Genomic DNA, 24199 nt, shown 5'->3' on the forward strand with positions numbered 1-24199 from the left:
GCTCGCGTGATTCAGTCGACAAAGACTGGTGACGAGCATAGCGCTCGAGGGTGGCTATCCAGCGTCGGCGAAGGCGGCGCTGATGGGGAATGACAGAGCACCACCCACACATCTTGGAGCCTTTCGCCCATTAGCCCCATCAGCAGTTGAGGGCGGCCTGAGCCGCCTCGATCGCCGCCTCGGTACCCTGCAGATTGATGGTCTTGAGGGTGCCATCGGCCTCGCGCTCGACCTTCACCGCGACGCCACCAAAAGGCACCGCCGCTGGGCGTACCTTCTCGGTCAGGTCCTTCTCGACCTCCGCCATGGCTTCACGCAGCACGGCGTCCACATCCGGCATCTGGAAGTCGAACCTGATCACTTGGCGTCCTTCGGCGGGCAGGGATCGTTGCCGTAGGAATCACGGGCCCGGATGCGCCCGTCCTGCCCGTGGATCAGCAACTCGCCCTGCCCCTGCCGAGCCATCTACCGTCCGGCCTGGATGGCCTGGGCCTGGGTGTCGAACACCTGCGTCGCCCGCTGCCCGCCTTCGCGCAGCGTGCCCCAGCCGTTGTCACGCTGGACGACATGAACGTTGTTCCGGTTAGCCATCACGAACCTCCGGTCGGAGAAGTTGACGCGAGAGAGTTTACAAACAACAATCCTCATCATCAATCTGTAAACCAAAGGCCGCGGAGAACACCATGATCGGAAACCGACTCAAGAGAGCGCGAGAGGCTCTCGGGTTGTCGCTGCGCGAGCTGGAAGCGGCCATCCAGGGACAGGTCTCGGCGCAGGCCATCGGCAAGTACGAACGCGACGAGATGATGCCCAGCTCCACCATCCTGCTGGCCATGGCCAAGGCCCTGCGCGTCTCGCCCGAGTACCTGCTGAGCGAGCGCGAGATCGAGCTGACGGGCGTGGACTTTCGCAAGGCGCCGCATGCCGGCGTCAAGGAGGAGCGCGCCGTGCAAGCGTCCGTGCTGGATCAGGTCGAGCGCTACCTGGAACTGGAAGAGCTGCTGCCCGGCGTGGAGCAGGCCTGGGCTGCACCCGAAGACGAGGCGTTCGACATCGCACGCGTCGAGGATGCGGAACAGGCCGCCGACGCCTTGCGCCGCCTGTGGAAGCTGGGCATCGACCCGATCCCCTTCATGGCCGAACTGCTGGAAGACAAGGGCGTCAAGGTGATCGCCCTGGACCTGCCGGAGAACGTGTCGGGCTCCAAAGCGTTCGTGCAGCGGCCCGACCGCCAGGACGTGCCGGTGATCGTGGTGAATCAGGGCCACAACGGCGAGCGGCAGCGGTTCACGCTGGCCCACGAACTGGCGCACCTGGTGCTGCGCTTCAGCGGCCTCAGCGACGCCGAGCAGGAGAAGGCCGCCGACCGCTTTGCCGGCGCGTTCCTGATGGCCCGTGACATGGTGTTCAGGCTGCTGGGCCCGCACCGGACGTCGATCTCGATCGGCGAGCTGGCCGAGCTGAAGAAGCTGTTCAAGGTCAGCATCGCGTCACTGGCGGTGCGATGTGCCCAGCTGGGGATCATCACCAAGGCGGTCTACGGCCGCCTGTGGGCCCAGATCAAGGATCTGGGCTGGAACAGCCAGGCCTCCGGTGAACCGGGCATGCTGATGCCCGAAGTGCCGCAGCGCATGGAGCGCCTGTGTCTGCGCGCCGTCGCCGAGGGCGCCATCTCGGAGGCACGCGCGGCCGAGCTGCTGCGTATCAGCGTGCGTGAACTGGACCGCCGGCTGGCGGGGCAGCCTGGCTGACCGGCCATGATCATCCTGGTCTCGGACACATCCGTCCTGATCGACCTGGAGCGGGGTGGGCTCCTGGAGCCTGCCTTCTCCTGCGACCTGACGATGGTGGTGCCGGACCTTCTGTTTGCACGCGAGCTGGAGGCAGAGAACGGCCCCTTGCTGCGCACGCTCGGCCTGGGCGTCGTGGCGCTGAACCCCGACGAGGTCGACTTCGCACAGCAGCTTCGCAAGCTGCGCCCCGGTCTCTCGTTGCCGGACTGCTTTGCCCTCAGCTGCGCCCGACGCCAGGGCCACGCCCTGGTGTCGGGTGACAAGCTTCTGCGGGCCGAGGCCCAGGCGCGCCACTGCGTCGTCTACGGCTTGCTGTGGGTCCTGGACCAGATGGAAGCATCAGGCAAGGTCGGGGCCGCGACGCTGCATGAAGGGCTCTCGCGCATATGGGCTCACCCGCGCCGGCGGCTGCCGAAAGCCGAGGTGATGGAGCGACTTCATCGCTGGTCGCCTGGCTGACGGCGGTGCCGCCAGCGCAGCCCCTCACTCCACCGTCACCGACTTAGCCAGATTCCTCGGCTTGTCCACATCCGTCCCCCGCGCACAAGCCGCGTGGTACGCCAGCAGCTGCAGCGGCACCACGTGCAGGATCGGCGACAGCCGCCCGTAGTGCTCGGGCATGCGGATGACGTGCACGCCGGGTTCGCTGGCGATGTGGGTGTCGGCGTCGGCAAAGACGTAGAGCTGGCCGGCGCGGGCGCGCACTTCCTGCATGTTGCTCTTCAGCTTCTCCAGCAGCGCGTCGTTCGGCGCCACCGTCACCACCGGCATCTGCTCGGTCACCAGGGCCAGCGGGCCGTGCTTCAGCTCGCCGGCCGGGTAGGCCTCGGCGTGGATGTAGCTGATCTCCTTGAGCTTCAGCGCGCCTTCCAGCGCAATCGGGTAGTGCAGCCCGCGGCCCAGGAACAGCGCGTTCTCCTTGCGCGAGAAGTCTTCGCTCCAGGCGATGACCTGCGGCTCCAGCGCCAGCACGGCCTGCAGCGCCAGCGGCAGGTGGCGCAGCGCCTTCAGCTCCGCGGCTTCCTGCTCGTCGGTCAGCCGGCCCTTCACCTGCGCCAGCGCCAGCGTCAGCAGGTACAGCGCGACGAGCTGGGTCGTGAAGGCCTTGGTGCTGGCGACACCGATCTCGACGCCGGCGCGCGTGACGTAGGCCAGCTCGCACTCGCGCACCATCGCGCTGGTGGCGACGTTGCAGATCGTCAGCGTGTGCTTCATGCCCAGGCTGCGTGCGTGTTTCAGCGCGGCCAGCGTGTCGGCGGTCTCGCCGCTCTGGCTGATGGTGACGACCAGCGTGCGCGGGTCGGGCACGCTGTCGCGGTAGCGGTACTCGCTGGCGATCTCCACCGTCGTCGGGATGCCGGCCACCGACTCCAGCCAGTAGCGCGCGGTGCTGCCGGCGTAGTAGCTGGTGCCGCAGGCCAGGATCAGCACGCGGTCGACTTCCTTGAAGATGCGGTACGCGCCGTCGCCGAACAGCTCGGGGCTGATGCCGGGCACCGCGTCCAGCGTGTCGGCGATGGCCTTGGGCTGCTCGAAGATCTCCTTCTGCATGTAGTGCCGGTACGGCCCCAGCTCGGCGGCGCCGCTGTAGGCGGCGACGGTGCGCACCGGGCGCTCCACCGGGCGGTAGCGGCCCTGCTCGTCGGCGGCGCTGATCCACACCCGGCCCAGTTGCAGGTCGACGACGTCGCCTTCTTCCAGGTAGACGATGCGTTCGGTGACGCCGGCCAGCGCCATCGCGTCGGAGGCGACGAAGTTCTCGCCTTCGCCGACCCCCAGCACCAGCGGCGACCCCTGGCGCGCGCCGATCACGCGGTGCGGCTCGTCACGGCAGAAGACGGCGATCGCATAGGCGCCACGCAGCCGCGGCAGCGCACGCTGCACCGCTTCCAGCAGGTCGCCTTCGTAGTAGCGGTGCACCAGGTGGGCGATGACCTCGGTGTCGGTCTGGCTGGTGAAGACGTAGCCGCGCTGCTGCAGCTCGGCGCGCAGCTCGTCGTGGTTCTCGATGATGCCGTTGTGCACCAGCGCGATCCGGCCCGGGCCGTCGGCGCCGGGGCCGGACGAGAAATGCGGGTGGGCGTTGTGCACCAGCGGCGCGCCGTGCGTGGCCCAGCGCGTGTGGGCGATGCCGGTGGTGGCGGCGATGCCGTCACGCTCGACGTTGGCTTCCAGCTCGGCCACACGCGAGGTGCTGCGCGCCCGGCGCAGCTCGCCGTCCTGGTGCACGGCCACGCCGCAGGAGTCGTAGCCGCGGTACTCCAGCCGCTTCAGGCCTTCGATCAGGATCGGGACGATGTTGCGCGTGCTGACCGCGCCGACGATGCCGCACATGGGATTCGACCTTTTGAACTTCGGTGGCGGGATGCTAGGCCGGGGCGGATGAAGTTTTCGTTCATTGATGGCCGACTTGTGAACGATTCACCCACGCGAATGAGGTGCCGACCTTTTCTTTCATCGGAAGAACTACGATGGCATATCCTTTCGCCATGGATCTCGACGCCACCGACTACCGCCTGCTCGACCTGCTGCAAGACGACGCTTCGCTCTCCAACCAGGCGCTGGCCGAACGTGCCCACACCTCGCCGGCCACGGCGCTGCGGCGCGTGCGCCGGCTGGTCGATGGCGGTGTCATCGAGCGCCGCGTCGCCCTGCTCTCGCCCGAACGCCTGGGCGCCGGGCTGACGGCGCTGGTGGAGATCACGCTCGACCGCCAGGGCGCCGAGCACCTCGACGCGTTCGAAGCGCGTGTGGCCGCCGACGCCGCGGTGCAGCAGTGCTACCGCGTCTCGCCGGGGCCGGACTTCGTGCTCGTGGTGCATGCCGCCGACATGGCCGGTTACCACGCGCTGGTGCAGCGCCTGTTCACGCAGGACGCCAACGTGCGCAACGTGAAAGCCTTCTTCAGCGTCAAACGCGCCAAGTTCGACCCGCGGCTGCCGCTGCCGGCGCCGGCACGCTGAGCGCCAAGCACCCGCGGCGCAGCGGACAAAGCACGCTCGCTAGAGTGCGCGCGTCACCACCTGTCACCACCGCCCGATGAACACCGCCGACACCCGCGCCGTCCTGACGATCGCCCTGCTCGCCGCCTTCGCCGACGGCCGCAAGCACGAACGCGAGCGCGAACAGATCCGCCGCATCGCCGAAGGCCTGGCGCACGACGCCGCCGTCGACCTGCCCTCGCTGGTGCAGGACGTGCTGCTCAAGCGCGTGGACGTCGCCGCTGCCGCCGCGGCGCTGGGCAGCGCCGAGGCACGCCAGCTGGCCTACGAGATGGCGGTGGGCGTCTGCGACGCCGACGGCGCGCAGAGCGATGCCGAACGCGCCTTCCTCGCCGACCTGGCGCAGCGCCTGGGGCTGGACGTCGGCGAGGCCGACGCCTACGCCGCGCAGGCCGACACGCTGGCCGCCGAGGCCGTGCCGGCCAGCGCCGCGCCAGCCGCGGCCGCCGCGGCCGCCCGGCCGGCCGTCGACGAATCCGAGCTCGACCGCGCGATCCTCAACGCCGCCATCCTCAACGGCGCGCTGGAGCTGCTGCCCGAGTCGCTGTCCACGCTGGCCATCATCCCGCTGCAGATGAAGCTGGTGCACCGCGTCGGCCTGGCCTACGGCTACCCGCTGGACAGCGGCCACGTGAAGGACTTCCTGGCCACCGCCGGCGTGGGCCTGACCTCGCAATACCTGGAGCAGGCCGGGCGCAAGCTGCTCGGCGGGCTGCTGGGCAAGGGGCTGTTCGGCGGCCTGGGCAAGCAGGCCGTCAGCTCGGGGCTGAGCTTCGCGACGACCTGGGCGCTGGGCCAGGTCGCCAAGCGCTACTACGCCGGCGGGCGCACGTTCTCCACCGAGATGCTGCGCAGCACCTACACCGACCTGCTGCAGCAGGCGCGTGGGCTGCAGGCGCAGTACGGCCCGCAGATCCAGCAGCAGGCGCGCACGCTCGACACCACCAAGGTGATGGCGCTGGTGCGCGGGCGCTGAACGCCGCGCTACTGCTTGACGATCGCCAGGCCCTTCAGGTACTCGCCCTCGGGGAAGAACAGCGTCGTCGGGTGGTCGGGCGCACTTTCCAGCCGCGCCAGGATGGCGCCGTCGACGCCGGCGTCCATCGCCGCGCCGGCGACGATCTTGTGGAACAGGTCGGCGCTGATGCCGCCCGAGCAGCTGAAGGTCAGCAGCAGGCCACCCGGCTCCAGCAGCTTCAGCGCCAGGCGGTTGATGTCCTTGTAGGCGCGTGACGCGCGTTCGGCGTGCGCGGCCGTGGGCGCGTACTTGGGCGGGTCCAGCACGATGGCGTCGTAGCTGCGGCCGGCCTTGATCTCGTCGCGCAGGAACTGGTTGACGTCGGCGTCCTGCGTCTGGCTGCGCGCGCCGTCGAAACCGTTCAGCTCGACGTGGGCACGCACGCGCTCCAGCGCCGGGGCCGAGGAGTCGATGCTGGTGACGTGGCGGGCACCGCCGGCCAGCGCCGCGACGCTGAAGCCGCCCGTGTAGCTGAAGCAGTTCAGCACCCGGCGTGCGCCCTGCTGGCGCACCATCTCGGCAAAACGCGCGCGGTTGTCGCGCTGGTCGAGGTAGAAGCCGGTCTTGTGGCCGGTGGCCACGTCCAGCGACAGCTTCCAGCCGTGTTCGCGGATCGTCAGCTCGGTGCCGCCGCCGCCGCGCAGCCAGCCGGTGACGGGCTCCAGGCCTTCGAGCGAACGCACGCTGGAGTCGGAGCGCTCGTACAGCCCGCGTGCGCCGGTCTGTGTCATCAGCGCGTCGGCGATCACGTCCTTCCAGCGCACGCTGCCCACCGACAGGAACTGCACCGACAGCAGGTCGCCGTAACGGTCGACGACCAGGCCCGGCAGGCCGTCGGCTTCGCCGTGCACCAGGCGCACGCCGTCGCTGGCCACCGGCAGGCGCGCACGCAGCGCCAGCGCACGCGCGATGCGGCGCTCGAAGAAGTCGGCGTCGATGCGCTCGCTGGCTTCGAAGCTCCAGGCGCGCACGCGAATCGTCGAGTTCGGGCTGTAGGCGCCCCAGGCCAGGAAGCTGCCGTCGGCGGCCTCCACGCGCACGGTCTCGCCGGCGTCGGCCTTGCCCTTCTCGATGCTGCCCTGGAACACCCAGGGGTGGTGGCGCTGCAGCGAGCGCTCCTTGCCTTCGCGCAGTCTGATCGTTTTCATGGGCGCGATTGTCGCCGCGCCCGGCCGTGCGGCCTTCAGCCGCCTTCGGGCGTCTTGCGTTTGGCGCGTGGGTGCGCGGCGTCGTAGGCGCGCGCCAGGTGCTGGAAGTCGAGCTGGGTGTAGACCTGGGTCGTCGAGATGCTGGCGTGGCCCAGCAGCTCCTGCACCGCACGCAGGTCGCCGCTGCTCTGCAGCAGATGGCTGGCGTAGCTGTGGCGCAGCATGTGCGGGTGCACGTGCGTCGGCAGCCCCGCCTGCAGCGCGATCTGCTTGAGCCGGGCGCGCAAGGCGCCTTGCGACAGGCGCTCGCCGCGCCGGCTGACGAAGAGCGCCGGCTCGCCGGCGGCGGCCAGCTGCGCCCGCAACGCCAGCCAGGCCGCCAGCGCTTCCAGCGCCTTGGCGCCCACCGGCACGCTGCGGCGTTTGCGGCCCTTGCCCAGCACGTGGGCGCTGGCGTCGTCGACGTCGATCCAGCCCGCCGCCGTGGCCGAGGGCGCCAGGTCCAGCGCCAGCAGCTCGCCGATGCGCAGCCCGCAGCCGTAGAGCAGTTCGACGATGGCGTGGTCGCGCGCCGCCAGGCGGGCGTCGCCGTCTTCGTTCTCGTGTTCGGCCAGCGCCACCGCGTGGTCGACCGACAGCGCCTTGGGCAGCGGTTTGGGCGCCTTGGGCGCACGCAGGCCGTCGACCGGGTTCGCCGGCACCAGGCCTTCGCGGCCCCACCAGCGGTATAGCCCGCGCCAGGCCGACAGCACCAGCGCGATGCTGCGCGGCGCCAGGCCGCTGGTGCGCAGCTGCGCCATCCAGCGGCGCACGTGGTGCGGCTGGGCGGCGCGCAGTTCGACGCCGTCGGCGGCGGCCGAGGCCGCCAGCCGGCCGAGGGCGTCGCGGTACAGCGTCAGCGTGCGCGCCGACAGGCGGCGCTCGACGCTCAGGTGGTCCAGCCAGCGCTGCGCGTCGTCGGGCAGCGTGGCGTCCATCGTCGGGATCAGGCCGTCAAACGGGACAAGGCTGCGCCCGCGGTGTCGCCGATGCGCACCAGGAACTCGGTGCCCATGTCGGCGCTGTAGCGTGTCGGGTCGGGCGAGCCCAGGATCAGCAGGCCGAAGCTGCCGCCCGCCGTACGCAGCGGGATCAAGGCCACCGAGGCGATGGCGCTGGGCTCGGGCAGCCAGCCGACGGCCTCGAAGCCGGCGTTCACGCCGCAGTAGGGCTGCGACAGGCTGTCGGCGAAGCTCTTCACGTCCTCGCTGACCGCCTCGCTGAAGCGCTGGCCTTCGTGCGCCGGGGCGACGTTCCACAGCCGCAGCGCCGCCTGCGGGATCATGAACTGGTGCTGCAGCTCGTCGACCAGCACCGCGGGCAGCGCGGCGGCGTCGGCGGTGACGAGCAGCGCGCGTGTCCAGCGGTGCAGGCGTTCGGCGATGCCGACGTTCTCCTGGCTGTGCCGGATCATCTCGACGATGCGCATCTCCAGGCCCTTGATGCGGTCGCGCAGCATTTCCATCTGCCGCTCCTGCAGCGAGACGGCACGCTGGCCGTGCGGGCTGGTGAGCTGCACGCTGGACAGCAGCTCGGCGTGGCGCTCGAAGAAGCCGGGCGTGTTGGCCAGGTACTCGGCGATGTCGTTCTCGGTGATGCCCTGGAGGTTCACAGCTCGATTTCTCCTTCGAAGACGGTCACGGCAGGGCCCGTCATCAGCACCGAGGCGCTGTCGTCGGGCCACTCGATCAGCAGGTCGCCACCGCGCGCGTGCACCTCGACGCGCCGGTCCAGCCAGCCCAGGCGGATGCCGGCGACGACCGCGGCGCAGGCGCCGCTGCCGCAGGCCAGGGTCTCGCCGGCGTCGCGTTCATAGACGCGCAGCCGCACCTCGGCGCGCGACAGCAGCTGCAGGAAGCCGGCGTTGACGCGGCGCGGGAAGCGCGCATGGCTCTCGATGCGCGGGCCGACGGCGGCCACCGGCGCGCTGTCGACGTCGTCGACGCGCATCACCGCGTGCGGGTTGCCCATCGACAGCACCGCCACCTCGACGCCGGCGTCGGCCAGCGGCCAGAGCTCGACGCCGTTGACGAGGCGCGGCGTCAGCCCGCTGGCGTCGAAGGGCACACGCGCCAGGTCGAAGACCGGGCGGTTCATGTCCACGCGCACGCGGCCGTCGGCGGCCAGCGACAGCTCGAGCAGGTTGTTGACGGTCTCGACGCGGATCGTCGTCTTGTCGGTCAGCCCGTGCTCGACGACGTAGCGCACGAAGCAGCGCGAGCCGTTGCCGCACTGCTCGACCTCGTCGCCGGTGTTGTTGAAGATGCGGTAGCGGAAGTCGACGCCCGGCGTCGCGCTGCGCTCGATGACGAGGATCTGGTCGGCGCCGACGCCCAAGCGCCGGTCGCCCAGCCGGCGGATCTGCTCGCGCGACAGCGCCAGCGGCGCGCCGCTGGCGTCGAGCACGACGAAGTCGTTGCCGGCGCCGTGCATCTTGGTGAAGCGCAGTCGCATCGCCGGATTATCGCTTCGGGTACAGCTTGGGCTCGCCCTTGGGGCGGGTCTTGAAGCGCTTGTGCACCCACAGGTACTGCGAGGGGTTGCGCAGGATCTCGCTCTCGATCCACTCGTTCATGCGGCGCGCGTCGGCTTCGGGGTCGCCGGCGGGCCAGTCGGTGAACGGGGGCAGGAAACGCACGCGGTAGCCGGCGCCGCCGGGCAGGAACTCGGCGACCACCGGCTGCACGATCATCTTCAAGGACGCAGCCATCTTGGCCGGCGCCATCAGCGTCGCCGCCGGCACGCCGAAGAAGGGCACGAAGACCGCCTCGCGGCGGCCGAAGTCCATGTCGGGCAGGTTGAAGAACGCGGCGCCGCGCTTGATCGCGCGGATCAGCGGCAGCACGCTCTCGTGGCGCGAGAAGACCTCGCCCTGCTTGAAGCGCAGCCGGCCGGCGCGCATCGCGGCGTCGAAGGCGGGGATGCTCTGGCGCTGGTAGATCGAGGCCACCCAGCGCTTCTGGAACAGCTGCGTCGCGGCGCCGGCGACGTCCAGCGCCATGAAGTGCGGCACCAGCCACATCACCGGGCGCTCGCTCTCGTCGGCCAGGTGCACCTCGCCCTCGACGTGGATCAGGCGCTTCAGGCGCTCCGGGCTGGCGTACCAGAGCAGGCCGCGCTCGATGAGGCTGCGGCCCAGCCAGCCGAAGTGCTCGCGCGCGATGCGCTCGCGCTCGGCGGCCGGCCTGTCGGGGAAACACAGCTCCAGGTTGCGCAGCGCGATGCGCCGGCGCTGGCCGGCGAAACGGTAGAACAGGGCGCCGAGGCCGCGGCCGAGCGCGGCCTGCACCCCCAGCGGCAGCCAGTGCAGCAGCCAGACGAGCGCCAGCACGGCGCGGGCGAACAGGTTCATGAGGACGCGACGCGACGCGGCGCCTTGTAGCGGTGGTAGCCCCACAGGTACTGCGTGGGCTTGAGTCGGATGACGGCTTCCATCGAGCGGTTGACGGCGCGCGCGCAGGCTTCGTCGTCGCCGCCTTCGGGCAGCGGCTCGGGCATCGGCATCACGCGCACGACGTAGCCCGCGCCCTGCGGCAGGCGCTCGGCCCAGACGATGGCGATCTCGGCGCCGGTCTGCTGCACCAGGCGCGCGGCCAGCGTCATCGTGTAGGCCGGCTTGCCGAAGAACGGCACCCAGACGCCCTGGCCTTCGGGCGGCACCTGGTCGGGCAGCAGGCCGACGGTCTCGCCCTTCTTCAGTGCGCGCAGCATCTGGCGCACGCCGGACAGCGTGGCCGGCGCGGTGGCCAGCGCCGGGCGCGCGCGCGCGGTCTCCTCCAGTTCGCGCAGCAGCTGCTTGCGCGCCGGACGGTAGAGCACGGTGATCGGCTGGCGGGCGCCGAAACGTTCGGCATAGGCCTGCGCGGCGATCTCGAAGCTGCCCATGTGCGGCGTCAGCAGCACCAGGCCCTTGCCGCGGCCGAGCAGCGACTCCATCAGCTCGGCGCCTTCCCAGCGCACCGGGTCGGCGATCGGCTGCTCGCGCGGGCGCAGCCACAGGCGCGGCACTTCCATCACCAGGCGGCCGGCGTCGGCCACCGCTTCGCGGCGTTCGGCCGGCGTCAAACCGGCCAGCGCGGCATTGGCGCCGAGGCGGCGGCGGTAAGTCGGTGAAAACCAGTAGGCCAGCCAACCGAGAAAAGCGCCCAGGATGTGGAGGAAGCGCAAGGAACGGCGAGATAGCCAGCGAACCAGGAAATGCATGCTTGTATGATCCGCGCGTCGCCGAGTTAACAGGACAACTTGCGGGGCGACGCGGGAGCCGAAGGATACCGAGGCACCGCCGGGCACGACGCCGCTTCGGGTGGTGCTGGCTCAACAAATCCGCTAAAGCGTTCGCCGCGGCTCCAGAAGTTATCTGCCCCCGACGATCGCGAAGTCAGGGTTCGACAGACAGATAGACAGGAGCTTTTCAGCAGTGGCGAACGAATTCCTCTTCACCTCCGAGTCCGTCTCCGAAGGCCATCCCGACAAGGTGGCCGACCAGATTTCGGACGCGATCCTCGATGCGATCTTCAAGCAGGACCCGCGCAGCCGCGTCGCTGCCGAGACCCTGACCAACACCGGCCTCGTGGTGCTGGCCGGCGAGATCACGACCAACGCGCACGTCGACTACATCCAGGTCGCACGCGACACGATCAAGCGCATCGGCTACGACAACACCGACTACGGCATCGACTACAAGGGCTGTGCGGTGCTCGTCGCCTACGACAAGCAGAGCAACGACATCGCCCAGGGCGTGGACCACGCCAGCGACGACCACCTGAACACCGGCGCCGGCGACCAGGGCCTGATGTTCGGCTACGCCTGCGACGAGACGCCCGAGCTGATGCCCGCGCCGATCTACTACGCGCACCGCCTCGTCGAGCGCCAGGCCGAGCTGCGCAAGAACGGCAAGCTGCCCTTCCTGCGCCCCGACGCCAAGAGCCAGGTGACGATGCGCTACGTCGACGGCAAGCCGCACTCGATCGACACGGTCGTGCTGTCGACCCAGCACCACCCCGACCAGAGCGAGACCGCCACCAAGCTCAAGGCCAGCTTCTACGAGGCGATCATCGAGGAGATCATCAAGCCGGTGCTGCCCAAGGAATGGCTGCAGGACACGCGCTACCTGGTCAACCCGACCGGCCGTTTCGTCATCGGCGGCCCGCAAGGCGACTGCGGCCTGACCGGCCGCAAGATCATCGTCGACACCTACGGCGGCGCCTGCCCGCACGGCGGTGGCGCGTTCTCGGGCAAGGACCCGTCCAAGGTCGACCGCTCGGCCGCCTACGCCGCGCGCTACGTCGCCAAGAACGTGGTCGCCGCCGGCCTGGCGCGCCAGTGCCAGGTGCAGGTGGCCTACGCCATCGGTGTCGCCAAGCCGATGAACATCACGGTCTACACCGAAGGCACCGGCGTCATCTCCGACGCCGAGATCGCCAAGCTGGTCGAGACCCACTTCGACCTGCGCCCCAAGGGCATCATCCAGATGCTCGACCTGCTGCGCCCGATCTACGAGAAGACCGCGGCCTACGGCCACTTCGGCCGTGAAGAGCCGGAGTTCAGCTGGGAGAGAACCGACAAAGCGGCAGCCCTGCGGGCGGCCGCCGGCCTGTAAGGCCGCCGCGCGAAGCGCGGTGTCGGTTCTCGGGCTTCGCTCATATCGCGCCAGCGATGTGAGCGAAGACCAACGCACGGATAAAGCTGCGGCGCTGCGCGCCGCAGCCGGGCTGTAAGCCCGCCGCGCGCAGCGCGGTATCCGAGCGCCAGCGCAGGCTGACTTCGCGCCAGCGAAGTCAAGGGCCGCAAGGCCCGGCCGGAGCTTGAGAACCGACAAGGCTGCGGCGCTGCGCGCGGCTGCCGGTTTGTAAACCAGTCGGCGCATACGACGAAGGCGGCCTGCGGGCCGCCTTTTTCATGGCTTCGGCCTCGCCGGAGCCCCCGTCTGGCCGCGACATCCAGCCTGCCCCGGCGCGCACCAAGCATCCAAGCGCCTCGATTCGGGACCCGCAAGCTCTGCAGCCAGACCGATGAAGAAGCACATGCGCAGTGGAGGCCTCCCTTAGGCCAACAAATGCCGTATATGCTATATCACAGACAGGCTCCCCGCCTGTGTGTGCGGGAGGCTCTTGCCACGATATGCCGTATTTGCTATTTTTAATCGTGTCGAGAGCGCCAACCTTGTGGGGGCTCAAGAGAGAAATAAGCCGCAGTCATCAACGTGGCGGCGAGAATCTTGATAGCAAATACAGCATTCTCGGGCCAATGTCATCCCAGCAGAGACATAGCAAATGAAGCATCAACTCTCGAGCCTAGCCGACCTCGGCCGTGAGGTGGCGCGACTGCGCAAGGCCAAGGGCCTGACGCAGAAAGAGCTGGGCGCCCTTACCGGGATGGGGCAGTCGACGCTGGCTCGATTCGAGACGGGCCAGGTCGCCGAGTTCGGAGCCCGAAAGCTCCTTCGCCTGCTGGAGGTGCTGGGCCACGGGCTGGCGGTCACCGAAGAGAGGCCGCAGTTCACCCTGGATGACGCACTGCGCGTGCGGCGCAGCGAGGCCGCACACGACAACCCGGGTTCTGCCACGACGAGCTTCAAGGAGCCGCTTTGAAGCTCACCGTCTTCGTCCAGAACAAGGCCGTGGCGACGCTGGAGTCGCCCGACAACTTCGAGCACGTGCTCACCTACCATCCCGCCGTGGCCGCCGAGGACTTCGTGTCCTTGCTCATGCCCGTGCGGACGAAGTCCTACGCCTACCCGGAACTGCATCCTGTGTTCCGGATGAACCTGCCCGAGGGCTACCTGCTGTCGGTCCTGCAGGAACAGTTGGGCCCCCACATCGGGGCCTCGCCGCTGAGCCTGCTTTCGGTGGTGGGCCGCAACGCGATTGGCCGCGTCAAGGTGGCGCCCGAGGGTGCTGACCCCGTCGCTCCGGCGCCGGCATTCGAGCTGCGCGACATCCTGCGAGGCGACAACTCCGAGGCGGCCTTCGTGGAACTGGTACACCGTTATGCGCAGAGCGGCGTGTCCGGCGTCGTGCCCAAGTTCCTGGCGCCCGGCGCCAAGGAGCTTCCCGAAGGCCATGACAAGTCGACCCTGGCCACGGAGCACTTCATCATCAAAGGCACCACGGAGAAGCTGCCTGGGGTGGCGCTCAACGAGCACTTCTGCATGCGGGTGGCGCAACTCGCCTTCGAACATGCCGCCAAGACCGAAGTGTCTGACGACGGGCAGGCGCTGGTGGTCCACCGTTTCGACTATGCCGCGGACGGGAGCACCCGGCTGGGCATGGAAGACCTTTGCAGCTTGCTCGCCCTGCGCCCCGAGCAGAAGTACGAGTCGACCTGGGAGAAGGTCGCCAAACGCATCAAGGACGTCACGCCACCGGCCCGTCAGGCGCAGGCACTGTCGCATCTGGGTGACCTGCTGCTGCTGACCTATGCCTTGCGCAACGCGGACTGCCACACGAAGAACATCGCGCTGCTCTACTCCGGCAGCGAAGACGTCCGGCTGGCGCCCGTCTACGACATGCTGACCATCACGGTCTACGACGACTACTGCAAGAACCCGCCGGGCATGTCGGTGCATGGCCGCAGCACCTGGCGCCCGGGCAAGGCGCTGGAGCTGTACCTGCAGACGCATTGCGGCCTGAAGCCGCAGGACATCGAGCGGCGGGTGGAGCGGCTGTGCCAGGCCGTCGTGGACGTGTCGCCCGAGGTGGTGCGCGCCAGCCGCACGTTCAAGAACTTCGAGCGCGTCGGGCCGCGCATGCTGCATGCCTGGAATGACGGTCTCAACAGCCTGCGGCTGCGCAAGACCTGGAGCCTGCCGTCCTTGGCGCCGTTGCTGCAGGCCGAAGGCCTTGCCGACGTGGACAGGCCCAAGGAGCCGTCCCCGGAGAAGCTGGGGCGTTCGCCGCTGCCGCTCATGAGTTGATCCGCCGCATGGGTCGACGGGTGGATCGCCAAGCGTCGCCGGCACGAGTACGCCGGCATCATCGGCTGATGGCCACGATCTACCCCGCCCCGCTGCACCCCGGCAGCCGCATCGCCGTCACCGCGCCGAGTTCGGGCGTCGCACCGCGCCTGCATGCGCGACTGGAACTGGCACTGAGCGTGCTGCGCGCCCGCGGCTTCCTCGTCGAGGAAGGCCGCTGCCTGCGACAGCAGCAGGACGACGCCAGCGCCCCGGCCACCGAACGCGCCGCCGAACTGATGGCGCTGCTGCTGCGCGAGGACGTCGACGCCATCGTGCCGCCCTGGGGCGGCGAGCTGGCCATCGAGGTGTTGCAGCGACTGGACTGGGCGGCGCTCGGCCGGGCGCGGCCGAAGTGGCTGCTCGGCTACTCCGACACCAGCACGCTGCTGCTGCCGATCACGCTGCATCTGGGCTGGGCGACGGCGCACGGCCCCTGCCTGATGGACCTGGTGCCGGGCCAGGACGACCCGCTGACGGCCTCGCTCTTCGAGCACCTGGCGACGCCGGCCGGCGGACGCTTCGTGCAGGCCGCGTCCAGCCGCTGGCAACGCCAATGGACCGACTTCGCCTCCGCGCCGCAGCAGCCCTACCAGCTGAGCGAAACCACGGTCTGGCGGCCGGTGAACGCAGCGGCCGCCAGACCGCTGGACCTGCAGGGCCGGCTGATCGGTGGCTGCATCGACACGCTGATGCATCTGGCCGCATCGCGCGACGGCGACGTGCCGGGTTTCGTGCTCCGCGCCGCCGCGCGCGGCGAAGCCACGCTGCTGTACCTGGAGAACGCCGAGCTGTCGCCACCGGCCCTGGTGCGCGCCTTGCGCGGGCTGCGCGCGGCCGGCTGGTTCGACGGCGTCGCGGCCGTGCTGATCGGGCGCAGCGGCGCCGAGCCGGTCGACGACCCGCAACGCCTGGACGACGCCCGGGCCGTTGACCAGTCGCTGGCCGACCTGACCTGCCCGGTGCTCGCCGACCTGGACATCGGCCACCGGCCGCCGCAGTGGCTGCTGATCAACGGCGCGATGGCGCGGCTGCGCTGGGACGGCCGCAGCGCCGCAGGCACGCTGGAGCAGACCCTGGCCTGACGCGCCGCGTGTTCAGCTCAGGCCGCAGAACTTGCGGAACGGCGCCAGCACCGCGTCGCCGCGAAAGGGCTTGACGATCCAGCCGGTGACGCCGGCCTCGCGCCCGCGGGCGCGGATGGCGGCGTTGTCCTCGGTCGTCAGCATGATGATGCGCACGTCCTTGTTGCCGAACTCGGTGCGGATCTTCTGCGCCATCGTCAGCCCGTCCATGTTGGGCATGTTGACGTCGCTGACGATCAGCCGGATGCCGGGGTCCTGCTGGAGCTTGGCGATGCCGTCGCGGCCGTCGCTGGCCACGGTGACTTCGAAACCGTTCTGGATGAGATAACTGGAGACGATCTCGCGCATCGTGCTCGAGTCGTCGACGACCAGGACATGGGCCATGGGACGGGATCCTCGCGCCGCGCGGCGCGCTCGGGGTTTCAGAAGAGTTCGAGTTCGCCGGTGCCGCCGGGTTTGTCGCCCGGGCTGGCGTATTCGGTGAAACGTTCGGGCGACCACAGCAGGTTGAAGATCAGCCGCTGCACGATGATCAGCGGCGGCAGCCCCGGGCGGCGCGGGTCCGACAGCTTGTAGCGCACGCACAGCTGCGGGTCTTGCGAGCCGAAGGAGATGTACTTCTGCTCGTGGTTGATGACGATCGGCACCTGGGTCTGCTCGTTGGCGAAGGCCTCGGGCGGGATGTAGCGGTTCTTGAACGCGCCCCAGATCAGGTTCGTCGTCTCGCCCAGCAGGTGGTTGAGCTCGCGGAAGTTCAGGTCGCCGCCGACGCCTTCGTAGCCGAAGCCCTGCAGCATGCCCTGGCGCAGCGCGCTCTCCTCCGTCTGCAGCATCATGTAGCCGCGGCACCAGGTGCTCTCCAGCGCGATCAGCGTCGACACCTGGCCGAAGATGATGCGGTCGTGCACGACGTACGGCGGCTCGTTGTCCACCTGGGCGTGCGGGAACATCGAACGGATCGCGCCGGCCGTCAGCTCGACGACGCCGTTGACCAGCTCGGTGGGGTAGCGCAGGCTGAACAGGCTGCATTCGACCGCCTCGCGCAGCGTGTCGAGTTCGGTCCAGGGGTGGCTGGCGGCACGCGCCTGGGCCTCGGCCAGTGGTGTGTCGCCGGTGCGGCGCAGGAAGATCGGCAGCTCCGGGCGCAGGCGGTGGATGGCCACCGCGAGGTCGAGCGCGCCGCCGCTCTCGCAGGGCAGGTCCTCGGCCAGCATCACGCCGCCCAGGTCCTTGTGCTGCGACAGCGTCGGCAATGCGTCGGTGGCGCTGCGCGGCAGCACGACGAGCCCGAGCGACTGCGCGAAGTCCCACAGCGTCTGGTAGTGCCGGGGATCGTGTTCGAGCAGCAGCACCTTGGCTGCGAGCGTGGGGGCGTCGGACATGGGCGGGCGCTCGGCAAAACAACGGGCGGCGCGGCGGCAGGCCGGCCGGTCTGCAACGCACATCGGCCCTGCCGAGGCTCAGCTTGAGGCGGGTCGCCCCCAGGCACCACGCGCGAGCGTGGCGTTGTCCACGGCCGGCGCGCCCCGCGCACGCCGGCCGGCGGCGATCAGGCCTGGCGCGGCTTGACGCGCGAGGCGGCGAGCTTGGCGCGCTCGCGCGCCGTGTCGACGTCGTCGGCGTGCACCAGCGCCACGCCCATGCGGCGCTTGCTGAAGCTCTCGGGCTTGCCGAACAGGCGCAGTTCGCTGCCCGGCACGGCCAGCGCGTCGGCGACGCCGTCGAAGACGATGCCGGCGGCGTCGACACCGCCGTAGACCACGGCGCTGGCGCCCGGGCTCTTCAGCGTCGTGTCCACCGGCAGGCCGAGGATGGCGCGGGCGTGCAGCTCGAACTCGTTCTGCCACTGCGTGGCCATCGTCACCATGCCGGTGTCGTGCGGGCGCGGGCTGACTTCGCTGAACCAGACCTGGTCGCCCTTGACGAAGAGCTCGACGCCGAACAGGCCCAGGCCGCCCAGGTCGTCGGTGATCTTCTTGGCGATGTCGCGTGCGGCGGCCAGCGCCGCCGGGCTCATCGGGTGCGGCTGCCAGCTCTCGACGTAGTCGCCGCTGACCTGCACGTGGCCGACGGGAGCGCAGAACTGCGTCTGCGGCTGGCCGTCGGCACCCAGTGCGCGCACGGTGAGCAGCGTGATCTCGTAGTCGAAAGCGATGAAGCCCTCGACGATGATGCGGCCGCCGGCGACACGGCCGCCGGCCATCGCGTAGTCCCAGGCCTTCTTCACGCCGTCGGGGCCGTCGATCTTGCTCTGGCCCTTGCCGCTGGAGCTCATCACCGGCTTGACGACGCAGGGATAGCCGATGCCGCCGTCGATCGCGGCCTGCAGCTCTTCCAGCGAGTCGCAGAAGCGGTAGGGGCTGGTCGGCAGGCCCAGCGTCTCGGCGGCCAGGCGGCGGATGCCTTCGCGGTCCATCGTCAGGCGCGCGGCGCGCGCCGTCGGGATGCAGCGGATGCGGCCTTCGGCTTCCATCTGCTCGAGCACCGGCGTCGCGATGGCCTCGATCTCGGGCACGACGAGCTGCGGCTTCTCGGCTTCCAGCAGCGCGCGCAGCTGCTCCGGGTCGCTCATCGTGATCGTGCGCGCGTGGTGCGCGACCTGCTGGCCGGGCGCGTTCTCGTAGCGGTCGACGGCGATGGTCTCGACACCCAGGCGCTGCAGCGCGATCAGCACCTCCTTGCCGAGTTCGCCGCTGCCCAGCAGCAGGACGCGGGTGGCGGACGGAGACAGCGGCGTGCCGAGGACGGTGCTCATGACGGATGGGGCGGAAGTCGGACGGAGGGCCCGGATTGTCGCCGCAGGCACGCCCGGGCCCGCTTGTCGCGCGGCACAACGCGACCTTTGCCCGGCTTTTCCCGCTCAACGACGTCGCCGGAAGGCCGAAACCCTGTCATGGCCCACCTCGACGACCTCTTCGGCGCCCCGCTGCACGAGCACCGCGGCGACCGCCAGCACCGCTTCATGGAGTCGGCGGACATCAACATCGTCTTTCGCGAGCTGTTCCGCCCGCTGCAGGCCAACGTGCGCCGCGGCATGACCATCGAGGGCCAGCTGTACGGCATCGAGATGGACCCCTGCATCCCCGGCGAGCTGCTGGGCTCGACCTGGATCGCGCCGGTCGCCGGCACCGCGTCGGACCCGGAGCGCCTGGCCGACGACGGCCTGCGCCGCGCGACGCTGGCGCAGCTGCTGGCCGAACCGCGGCCCGAGGCGCTGTTCGTCTACGTCTGCGAACGCAAGATCAAGCGCCGCGCCGTGCTCTACGTCGAGCTGGCCTCCGAGGACGGCCAGTACGCCGCCGAGTACCCGATCCGCTCGGCACGCGGCTGGCACCACCGCGAGCTCGTCGAGGCGCCGTACCGCCGCCTGGGGCCGCGGGCGCTGGCCTGATCAGCGCCCGAAGCCGGCGATCACCGCGCGCGCGACCTCGGCAAAGCCGGCGCCGCGTTCGCCGCGCGTGATCCAGCGCGGCCAGGTGTGCAGCTGCGCGGCGAAACGCCGCAGGTTGGCGACGCCGACCGAACGTTCGAAGGCCCCGAACATCAGCTGGTCGTTGGTCGAGTCGCCGACGTAGACCCAGCGGCCGATCTCGCCGGCCAGCTCGCGCCCGTAGAGCCGGCGCAGCATCCAGTGCGCCGCGCTCAGCTTGGTGTGGGTGCCGATCCAGCCGTTGACGTGGATCGAGCTGACGGTGGCCGTGAGCCCTTCCTCGTGCATCAGGCGCACGACGGTCTCGATCTGCGCCTCGTCCAGGCGGGCGAACTCGGAATGGTCGACGGCGATGTCGGTGACGCGGCCGTCGCTGTCGCGTGCCAGCGTCGCGCCCGGCACTTCGCGCAGCACGCGCGCCGCGGCGGCGCGCAGGCGCGCGGCATTGCGCACACGTTCGGCCGCGGGCTGGGCGAACTCGATGCGGGCGCCGTCGCCGTCGGGGATCAGCGCCGCGCCGCCGTTCTCGGCGACCATCGCCTCCAGCGGCCAGGCGCCCAGCAGCGGCAGGCACCAGCCCAGCGGGCGCCCGGTGATCGCGATCACCGGCACGCCGGCGGCACGCAGATCGGCCAGCGCGGCGGCGGCCGGCGGGTCGATGCGGCCGTCGGCGGTCAGCGTATCGTCGATGTCGGTGAAGATGCCGAGGCTGCCGTGAAGTGCGGCGGGAACGAGGTCGACGGCTTGACTCAAGATAATTGACAGCTCGGCTGGACGGTCGATCATGGGCAGGTCGAAACGTCGCGAGCGCGTCTCATGGCCCAGGATTCTGCCGCAAGCCCCCTGCCCCCCAAGCCGGCGCGACGCCCCCGGCGCCCGCGCGCCGTCGCCGCTGGCGACACCGCGCCGACGCTGTCGGCGCCGGCCATCGAGGCCCACGCCGTGCAGCGCGCCGCCGAGCGCCACCAGACCGCCACCGCGATGGCGCTGAAGGACGTGCTGGCCGCGCACGCCGCCGGCGACGCCGGCCCCGACGGCGAGTGGCTGCGCCAGGTCCAGGCGCTGGTCGCCGGCGCCTCGCCCGACGAGGCCAAGGCGCTGCGGCGGCTGCTGTTCGCACGCGAGACCGCCGTGAGCGAAGGCGTCGACCCCGACCTCGAACTGCGTCCCGGCTGGCGCGACGGCGGCTACCCGTACAAGAACCTGATGTCGCGGCGCAGCTACGAGCGCCAGAAGTACCGGCTGCAGGTCGAGCTGCTGAAGCTGCAGGCCTGGGTCAAGGAGACCGGCCAGCGCGTCATCATCCTGTTCGAGGGCCGCGACGCCGCCGGCAAGGGCGGCGCGATCAAACGTTTCATGGAGCACCTGAACCCGCGCGGCGCGCGTGTCGTGGCGCTGGAGAAACCCAGCGACGTCGAACGCGGCCAGTGGTACTTCCAGCGCTACATCCAGCACCTGCCGACGCGCGGCGAGATCGTGCTCTTCGACCGCAGCTGGTACAACCGCGCCGGCGTCGAACGCGTGATGGGCTTCTGCTCGGACGCCGAGTACGACGAGTTCATGCGCCAGGCGCCGGAGTTCGAGCGCCATCTGGTGCGCAGCGGCGTGCACCTGTTCAAGTTCTGGTTCTCGGTCAGCCGCGACGAGCAGCGCCGCCGCTTCAAGGAGCGCCGCGCGCACCCGCTCAAGCAGTGGAAGCTGTCGCCGATCGACGTCGCCTCGCTGGACAAGTGGGACGACTACACACGCGCCAAGGAATCGATGTTCCTGCACACCGACACCTCGGACGCGCCGTGGATCGTCATCAAGTCGGACTGCAAGAAGCGCGCGCGCCTGAACGCGATGCGCTACCTGCTGCACCGGCTGCCGTACTCGAACAAGGACCTGGGCACGCTGGGCACGGTGGACACGCTGCTCGTCGGGCGCGCGGCGATCGCCAGCTTCAGCGCGGAAGAGTTCACGCGCGCCAGCGAGTCCTGAGCTCCGCCGCGAGCCGGCGCGCTATCGCGCCGGCCCGGCCCGTGGCTACAATCGCGCACCGTTTCCGAGGAGCGTTGCAACCTCACCCGCTTGAGGCCAGGCTCGGAAATCTCACCCCCTTGCAACCGCGCTCACCCGCACGACTGTCGTCGTGGGTGGTGGGCGATCCGCTTGAACCTCCCTGACGCCGGCCGCGCGGGTTCCAACCGAACTGGAGCCCCGTGATGAACGCCGTCCTGAAAGCACAGCACCACCCCGATTACGCGATCGCCGACCTGACGCTCGCCGCCTGGGGCCGCAAGGAACTCAACATCGCCGAGTGCGAGATGCCCGCGCTGATGGCCATCCGCAGCGAGTACGCCCAGAGCCAGCCGCTCAAGGGCGCCCGCATCACCGGCAGCCTGCACATGACCATCCAGACCGCGGTGCTCGTCGAGACGCTGCAGGCGCTGGGCGCGCAGGTGCGCTGGGCCTCGTGCAACATCTTCTCGACCCAGGACCACGCCGCCGCGGCGCTGGTCGAGCGCGGCACGCCGGTCTTCGCCTACAAGGGCGAGAACCTCACCGACTACTGGGACTACACCCACCGCATCTTCGAGTTCGGCCCCGCCGGCACGCCGGGCGAAGGCCCGAACATGATCCTCGACGACGGCGGCGACGCGACGCTGCTGATGCACCTGGGCAAGCGCGCCGAGAAGGACCTGTCGCTGCTGGACAAGCCGACGAGCGAGGAAGAGACCTGCCTGTTCGCCGCGATCAAGGCCAAGCTCGCCGTCGACCCGACCTGGTACAGCCGCAAGAGCGCCGAGATCATCGGCGTCACCGAGGAGACGACGACCGGCGTGCACCGCCTGAACGAGATGTCGGCCAAGGGCACGCTGCTGTTCCGCGCGATCAACGTCAACGACTCGGTCACGAAGAGCAAGTTCGACAACCTCTACGGCTGCCGCGAGTCGCTGGTCGACGGCATCAAGCGCGCCACCGACGTGATGGTCGCCGGCAAGATCGCCGTCGTCGCCGGCTACGGTGACGTCGGCAAGGGCAGCGCTCAGGCGCTGCGCGCGCTGTCGGCCCAGGTCTGGGTGACCGAGATCGACCCGATCAACGCGCTGCAGGCGGCGATGGAAGGCTACCGCGTCGTGACGATGGACTGGGCCGCCGACAAGGCCGACATCTTCGTCACCGCCACCGGCAACAAGAGCGTCATCACCTTCGACCACATGGCGAAGATGAAGCACAACGCGATCGTCTGCAACATCGGCCACTTCGACAACGAGATCGACGTCGCGTCGCTCGAGGCGAAGTGCCAGTGGGAAGAGATCAAGCCGCAGGTCGACCACGTCATCTTCCCCGACGGCAAGCGCATCATCATGCTGGCCAAGGGCCGCCTGGTGAACCTGGGCTGCGCCACGGGCCACCCGAGCTACGTGATGTCGAGCTCGTTCGCGAACCAGACGATCGCCCAGATCGAGCTGTTCACGCACAGCGACTACTACGAGGTCGGCAAGGTCTACGTGCTGCCCAAGCACCTGGACGAGAAGGTCGCCCGCCTGCAGCTGAAGACGCTGAACGCCGAGCTGACCGAGCTCACCGAGGAGCAGGCGGCCTACATCGGCGTGCCCAGGCAAGGGCCCTACAAGCCCGACACGTATCGGTACTGAGTCCCGGCTCAGCCCCCAAGGGGGCACCGCCAGCGGCCCGGCCGAGCCGGGCCGCGGCCGTTGCTGGATGGGCCGCTGTCCGCCACGAGGTGAACACGGCCCGTTTCTCTCTTGCCCGCACGCGAGTTCGCCCATGAGCACCACGCCCGTCAGCTTCGAGTTCTTCCCGCCGAACACGCCCGTCGGCGCCGACAAGCTGCGCACCGTCGTCCAGGACCTGGCGGCGGTGAAACCCGAGTTCTTCAGCGTCACCTACGGCGCCGGCGGCACGACGCGCGAGCGCACGCTGGAGACCGTCAAGGCCATCGCCGCGATGGGCCACGAGGCCGCGCCGCACCTGTCCTGCGTCGGCAGCACCGAAGCCAACATCGCCGAGATCCTGGCCACCTACCGCGAGCAGGGCATCCGCCGCATCGTCGCGCTGCGCGGCGACCTGCCCAGCGGCACCGCGACCGCCGGCGAGTTCCGCTACGCCAGCGAGCTCGTCGAGTTCATCCGCCGCACCCAGGGCGACGACTGGTTCATCGAGGTCGCCGCCTACCCCGAGTACCACCCGCAGCAGCGTTACGCGCGCCGCGACCTGGAGCACTTCGCCAACAAGGTCGGCGCCGGCGCCAACTCGGCGATCACGCAGTTCTTCTTCAACCCCGACGCCTACTTCCACTTCGTCGACGAGGTGCACAAGCTCGGCGTGCGCGTGCCCATCGTCCCGGGGATCATGCCGATCCACAACTACGCGCGCATCGCCCAGTTCGCCGCACGCGACGGCATCGAGATCCCGCGCTGGGTGGCGCTGAAGATGGAAGGCTTCATGGACGACGCCGCGTCGGTGCGTGCCTTCGGCGTCGAGGTCGTCACGCGGCTGTGCGAACGGCTCATCGCCGGCGGGGCAACGGCGCTGCATTTCTACACGCTGAACCAGTCGGCGCTGTCGCTGGAGATCTGCCGCAAGCTGAGCTTGGCTCAAGCCGACTGACGTCGGTCAAGAGCAACACCGGAGCGGCCGTGCAGGGATTTGCCCTTAAGGGTTTGCGCCAGCGCAAAGTTGACGTTTGTGGGGACGCGCCAAATTGATCCAGGCCATGTGGC

General features: G+C 69.7%; 24 protein-coding genes, 1 pseudogene and 1 riboswitch. Of the genes and pseudogenes, 12 read left to right on the plus strand and 13 right to left on the minus strand.

What is annotated here, in order from left to right:
• Positions 1 to 139: 139 nt before the first annotated feature.
• Both EV684_RS01900 and EV684_RS01905 read right to left on the minus strand, forming a co-directional pair.
• Positions 140 to 361, minus strand: a complete 222-nt coding sequence (locus tag EV684_RS01900; protein WP_132644503.1) for a hypothetical protein — start codon at positions 359 to 361, stop codon at positions 140 to 142.
• Positions 358 to 651, minus strand: a pseudogene (locus EV684_RS01905) (DUF2188 domain-containing protein). The gene EV684_RS01900 and the pseudogene EV684_RS01905 overlap by 4 nt, the downstream one beginning before the upstream one ends.
• Before the next feature lie 32 nt (positions 652 to 683).
• Here EV684_RS01905 and EV684_RS01910 point away from each other — a divergent pair.
• The gene (locus EV684_RS01910) at positions 684 to 1751 is read left to right on the plus strand and encodes an XRE family transcriptional regulator (RefSeq protein WP_132644504.1); all 1068 of its coding nucleotides are present in this window, start codon (positions 684 to 686) and stop codon (positions 1749 to 1751) included.
• A 6-nt stretch (positions 1752 to 1757) separates the two neighbouring features.
• Positions 1758 to 2252: a type II toxin-antitoxin system VapC family toxin gene (locus tag EV684_RS01915; RefSeq protein ID WP_132644505.1), complete on the plus strand. Its 495-nt coding sequence runs from the start codon at positions 1758 to 1760 to the stop codon at positions 2250 to 2252.
• A gap of 24 nt (positions 2253 to 2276) precedes the next feature.
• On the opposite strand, the gene glmS is transcribed toward EV684_RS01915, so the two are convergent.
• Positions 2277 to 4127, minus strand: coding sequence for a glutamine--fructose-6-phosphate transaminase (isomerizing) (glmS, locus tag EV684_RS01920; RefSeq protein WP_132644506.1), 1851 nt, complete (start codon positions 4125 to 4127; stop codon positions 2277 to 2279).
• A gap of 137 nt (positions 4128 to 4264) precedes the next feature.
• Here glmS and EV684_RS01925 point away from each other — a divergent pair, with 137 nt between their 5' ends.
• Both EV684_RS01925 and EV684_RS01930 read left to right on the plus strand, forming a co-directional pair.
• On the plus strand, positions 4265 to 4756 hold the full coding sequence (locus EV684_RS01925) for an Lrp/AsnC family transcriptional regulator (protein ID WP_132644507.1): 492 nt from the start codon (positions 4265 to 4267) through the stop codon (positions 4754 to 4756).
• A gap of 76 nt (positions 4757 to 4832) precedes the next feature.
• Positions 4833 to 5771, plus strand: a complete 939-nt coding sequence (locus EV684_RS01930) for a YcjF family protein (RefSeq protein WP_132644508.1) — start codon at positions 4833 to 4835, stop codon at positions 5769 to 5771.
• 8 nt (positions 5772 to 5779) lie between these two features.
• On the opposite strand, the gene EV684_RS01935 is transcribed toward EV684_RS01930, so the two are convergent.
• From EV684_RS01935 to EV684_RS01960, 6 genes are read right to left on the minus strand one after another with little or no spacing between them, the layout of a single operon-like run.
• A complete protein-coding gene (locus EV684_RS01935) occupies positions 5780 to 6961 on the minus strand; it encodes a class I SAM-dependent rRNA methyltransferase (RefSeq protein WP_132644509.1) in 1182 nt (393 codons plus the stop codon).
• A 35-nt stretch (positions 6962 to 6996) separates the two neighbouring features.
• On the minus strand, positions 6997 to 7938 hold the full coding sequence (gene xerC / locus EV684_RS01940) for a tyrosine recombinase XerC (protein ID WP_132644510.1): 942 nt from the start codon (positions 7936 to 7938) through the stop codon (positions 6997 to 6999).
• 8 nt (positions 7939 to 7946) lie between these two features.
• A complete protein-coding gene (locus tag EV684_RS01945; protein ID WP_132644511.1) occupies positions 7947 to 8612 on the minus strand; it encodes a DUF484 family protein in 666 nt (221 codons plus the stop codon).
• Positions 8609 to 9454: a diaminopimelate epimerase gene (gene dapF, locus EV684_RS01950; RefSeq protein ID WP_132644512.1), complete on the minus strand. Its 846-nt coding sequence runs from the start codon at positions 9452 to 9454 to the stop codon at positions 8609 to 8611. The genes EV684_RS01945 and dapF overlap by 4 nt, the downstream gene beginning before the upstream one ends.
• A 7-nt stretch (positions 9455 to 9461) precedes the next feature.
• Positions 9462 to 10352 (minus strand): lysophospholipid acyltransferase family protein, encoded by an 891-nt coding sequence (locus EV684_RS01955; RefSeq protein WP_132644513.1) that lies wholly within the window; start codon positions 10350 to 10352, stop codon positions 9462 to 9464.
• Positions 10349 to 11203: a lysophospholipid acyltransferase family protein gene (locus EV684_RS01960; RefSeq protein WP_132644514.1), complete on the minus strand. Its 855-nt coding sequence runs from the start codon at positions 11201 to 11203 to the stop codon at positions 10349 to 10351. Before EV684_RS01960 ends, EV684_RS01955 begins: the two co-directional genes overlap by 4 nt.
• Positions 11204 to 11417: 214 nt before the next feature.
• On the opposite strand from EV684_RS01960, the gene metK reads away from it, so the two are divergent.
• The 4 genes from metK (at position 11418) to EV684_RS01980 (ending at position 16039) form a co-directional block, all read left to right on the plus strand.
• Positions 11418 to 12599 carry a methionine adenosyltransferase gene (gene metK, locus EV684_RS01965; RefSeq protein ID WP_132644515.1) on the plus strand — a complete coding sequence of 394 codons (1182 nt, stop codon included), beginning with the start codon at positions 11418 to 11420 and terminating at the stop codon, positions 12597 to 12599.
• A 673-nt stretch (positions 12600 to 13272) separates the two neighbouring features.
• A complete protein-coding gene (locus tag EV684_RS01970) occupies positions 13273 to 13590 on the plus strand; it encodes a helix-turn-helix domain-containing protein (protein WP_132644516.1) in 318 nt (105 codons plus the stop codon).
• Positions 13587 to 14915, plus strand: coding sequence for a type II toxin-antitoxin system HipA family toxin (locus tag EV684_RS01975; protein WP_132644517.1), 1329 nt, complete (start codon positions 13587 to 13589; stop codon positions 14913 to 14915). The genes EV684_RS01970 and EV684_RS01975 overlap by 4 nt, the downstream gene beginning before the upstream one ends.
• 68 nt (positions 14916 to 14983) lie before the next feature.
• The gene (locus EV684_RS01980; RefSeq protein WP_165908364.1) at positions 14984 to 16039 is read left to right on the plus strand and encodes a S66 family peptidase; all 1056 of its coding nucleotides are present in this window, start codon (positions 14984 to 14986) and stop codon (positions 16037 to 16039) included.
• Positions 16040 to 16051: 12 nt separating this feature from the next.
• On the opposite strand, the gene EV684_RS01985 is transcribed toward EV684_RS01980, so the two are convergent.
• From EV684_RS01985 to purT, 3 genes are all read right to left on the minus strand, one after another.
• Complete coding sequence (locus EV684_RS01985; RefSeq protein WP_132644519.1) at positions 16052 to 16423, minus strand: response regulator; 372 nt, start codon at positions 16421 to 16423, stop codon at positions 16052 to 16054.
• 38 nt (positions 16424 to 16461) lie between these two features.
• Complete coding sequence (locus EV684_RS01990) at positions 16462 to 17421, minus strand: chemotaxis protein CheX (protein ID WP_165908365.1); 960 nt, start codon at positions 17419 to 17421, stop codon at positions 16462 to 16464.
• A 167-nt stretch (positions 17422 to 17588) separates the two neighbouring features.
• Positions 17589 to 18794, minus strand: coding sequence for a formate-dependent phosphoribosylglycinamide formyltransferase (gene purT, locus EV684_RS01995; protein WP_132644521.1), 1206 nt, complete (start codon positions 18792 to 18794; stop codon positions 17589 to 17591).
• A 138-nt stretch (positions 18795 to 18932) separates the two neighbouring features.
• Between purT and EV684_RS02000 the strand changes: the two genes are divergently transcribed.
• Positions 18933 to 19430 carry a hypothetical protein gene (locus EV684_RS02000; protein ID WP_132644522.1) on the plus strand — a complete coding sequence of 166 codons (498 nt, stop codon included), beginning with the start codon at positions 18933 to 18935 and terminating at the stop codon, positions 19428 to 19430.
• Here EV684_RS02000 and EV684_RS02005 read toward each other — a convergent pair whose 3' ends face one another.
• Positions 19431 to 20255 (minus strand): HAD-IIB family hydrolase, encoded by an 825-nt coding sequence (locus EV684_RS02005; RefSeq protein WP_132644523.1) that lies wholly within the window; start codon positions 20253 to 20255, stop codon positions 19431 to 19433.
• A gap of 30 nt (positions 20256 to 20285) precedes the next feature.
• Here EV684_RS02005 and ppk2 point away from each other — a divergent pair, with 30 nt between their 5' ends.
• The 3 genes from ppk2 to metF all read left to right on the plus strand — a co-directional run bounded on the left by ppk2 (position 20286) and on the right by metF (position 24086).
• Complete coding sequence (ppk2, locus tag EV684_RS02010) at positions 20286 to 21449, plus strand: polyphosphate kinase 2 (protein ID WP_132644524.1); 1164 nt, start codon at positions 20286 to 20288, stop codon at positions 21447 to 21449.
• 60 nt (positions 21450 to 21509) lie between these two features.
• A riboswitch (S-adenosyl-L-homocysteine riboswitch) is annotated at positions 21510 to 21589 on the plus strand.
• Positions 21590 to 21673: 84 nt separating this feature from the next.
• Positions 21674 to 23110, plus strand: coding sequence for an adenosylhomocysteinase (gene ahcY, locus EV684_RS02015; protein ID WP_132644525.1), 1437 nt, complete (start codon positions 21674 to 21676; stop codon positions 23108 to 23110).
• Between the two features lie 133 nt (positions 23111 to 23243).
• Positions 23244 to 24086: a methylenetetrahydrofolate reductase [NAD(P)H] gene (gene metF / locus EV684_RS02020; RefSeq protein ID WP_132644526.1), complete on the plus strand. Its 843-nt coding sequence runs from the start codon at positions 23244 to 23246 to the stop codon at positions 24084 to 24086.
• Positions 24087 to 24199: the final 113 nt, after the last annotated feature.

The sequence above is a fragment of the Rubrivivax gelatinosus genome (assembly GCF_004340905.1).
In the GTDB taxonomy this organism is placed as follows: Bacteria; Pseudomonadota; Gammaproteobacteria; order Burkholderiales; family Burkholderiaceae_C; genus Rubrivivax; species Rubrivivax gelatinosus.

Excerpts from the sequence above, each read along its gene's own strand:
- EV684_RS01955 (WP_132644513.1), bottom strand. The coding sequence starts at position 10,352 with ATGAACCTGTTCGCCCGCGCCGTGCTGGCGCTCGTCTGGCTGCTGCAC.
- ppk2 (WP_132644524.1), top strand. The coding sequence starts at position 20,286 with ATGGCCCAGGATTCTGCCGCAAGCCCCCTGCCCCCCAAGCCGGCGCGA.
- EV684_RS01985 (WP_132644519.1), bottom strand. The coding sequence starts at position 16,423 with ATGGCCCATGTCCTGGTCGTCGACGACTCGAGCACGATGCGCGAGATC.
- EV684_RS01910 (WP_132644504.1), top strand. The coding sequence starts at position 684 with ATGATCGGAAACCGACTCAAGAGAGCGCGAGAGGCTCTCGGGTTGTCG.
- EV684_RS01930 (WP_132644508.1), top strand. The coding sequence starts at position 4,833 with ATGAACACCGCCGACACCCGCGCCGTCCTGACGATCGCCCTGCTCGCC.
- EV684_RS01960 (WP_132644514.1), bottom strand. The coding sequence starts at position 11,203 with ATGCATTTCCTGGTTCGCTGGCTATCTCGCCGTTCCTTGCGCTTCCTC.
- EV684_RS02005 (WP_132644523.1), bottom strand. The coding sequence starts at position 20,255 with ATGATCGACCGTCCAGCCGAGCTGTCAATTATCTTGAGTCAAGCCGTC.
- purT (WP_132644521.1), bottom strand. The coding sequence starts at position 18,794 with ATGAGCACCGTCCTCGGCACGCCGCTGTCTCCGTCCGCCACCCGCGTC.
- glmS (WP_132644506.1), bottom strand. The coding sequence starts at position 4,127 with ATGTGCGGCATCGTCGGCGCGGTCAGCACGCGCAACATCGTCCCGATC.
- EV684_RS02000 (WP_132644522.1), top strand. The coding sequence starts at position 18,933 with ATGGCCCACCTCGACGACCTCTTCGGCGCCCCGCTGCACGAGCACCGC.
- EV684_RS01990 (WP_165908365.1), bottom strand. The coding sequence starts at position 17,421 with ATGTCCGACGCCCCCACGCTCGCAGCCAAGGTGCTGCTGCTCGAACAC.
- EV684_RS01970 (WP_132644516.1), top strand. The coding sequence starts at position 13,273 with ATGAAGCATCAACTCTCGAGCCTAGCCGACCTCGGCCGTGAGGTGGCG.
- EV684_RS01915 (WP_132644505.1), top strand. The coding sequence starts at position 1,758 with ATGATCATCCTGGTCTCGGACACATCCGTCCTGATCGACCTGGAGCGG.
- dapF (WP_132644512.1), bottom strand. The coding sequence starts at position 9,454 with ATGCGACTGCGCTTCACCAAGATGCACGGCGCCGGCAACGACTTCGTC.
- metF (WP_132644526.1), top strand. The coding sequence starts at position 23,244 with ATGAGCACCACGCCCGTCAGCTTCGAGTTCTTCCCGCCGAACACGCCC.
- EV684_RS01935 (WP_132644509.1), bottom strand. The coding sequence starts at position 6,961 with ATGAAAACGATCAGACTGCGCGAAGGCAAGGAGCGCTCGCTGCAGCGC.
- EV684_RS01925 (WP_132644507.1), top strand. The coding sequence starts at position 4,265 with ATGGCATATCCTTTCGCCATGGATCTCGACGCCACCGACTACCGCCTG.
- EV684_RS01980 (WP_165908364.1), top strand. The coding sequence starts at position 14,984 with ATGGCCACGATCTACCCCGCCCCGCTGCACCCCGGCAGCCGCATCGCC.
- ahcY (WP_132644525.1), top strand. The coding sequence starts at position 21,674 with ATGAACGCCGTCCTGAAAGCACAGCACCACCCCGATTACGCGATCGCC.
- xerC (WP_132644510.1), bottom strand. The coding sequence starts at position 7,938 with ATGGACGCCACGCTGCCCGACGACGCGCAGCGCTGGCTGGACCACCTG.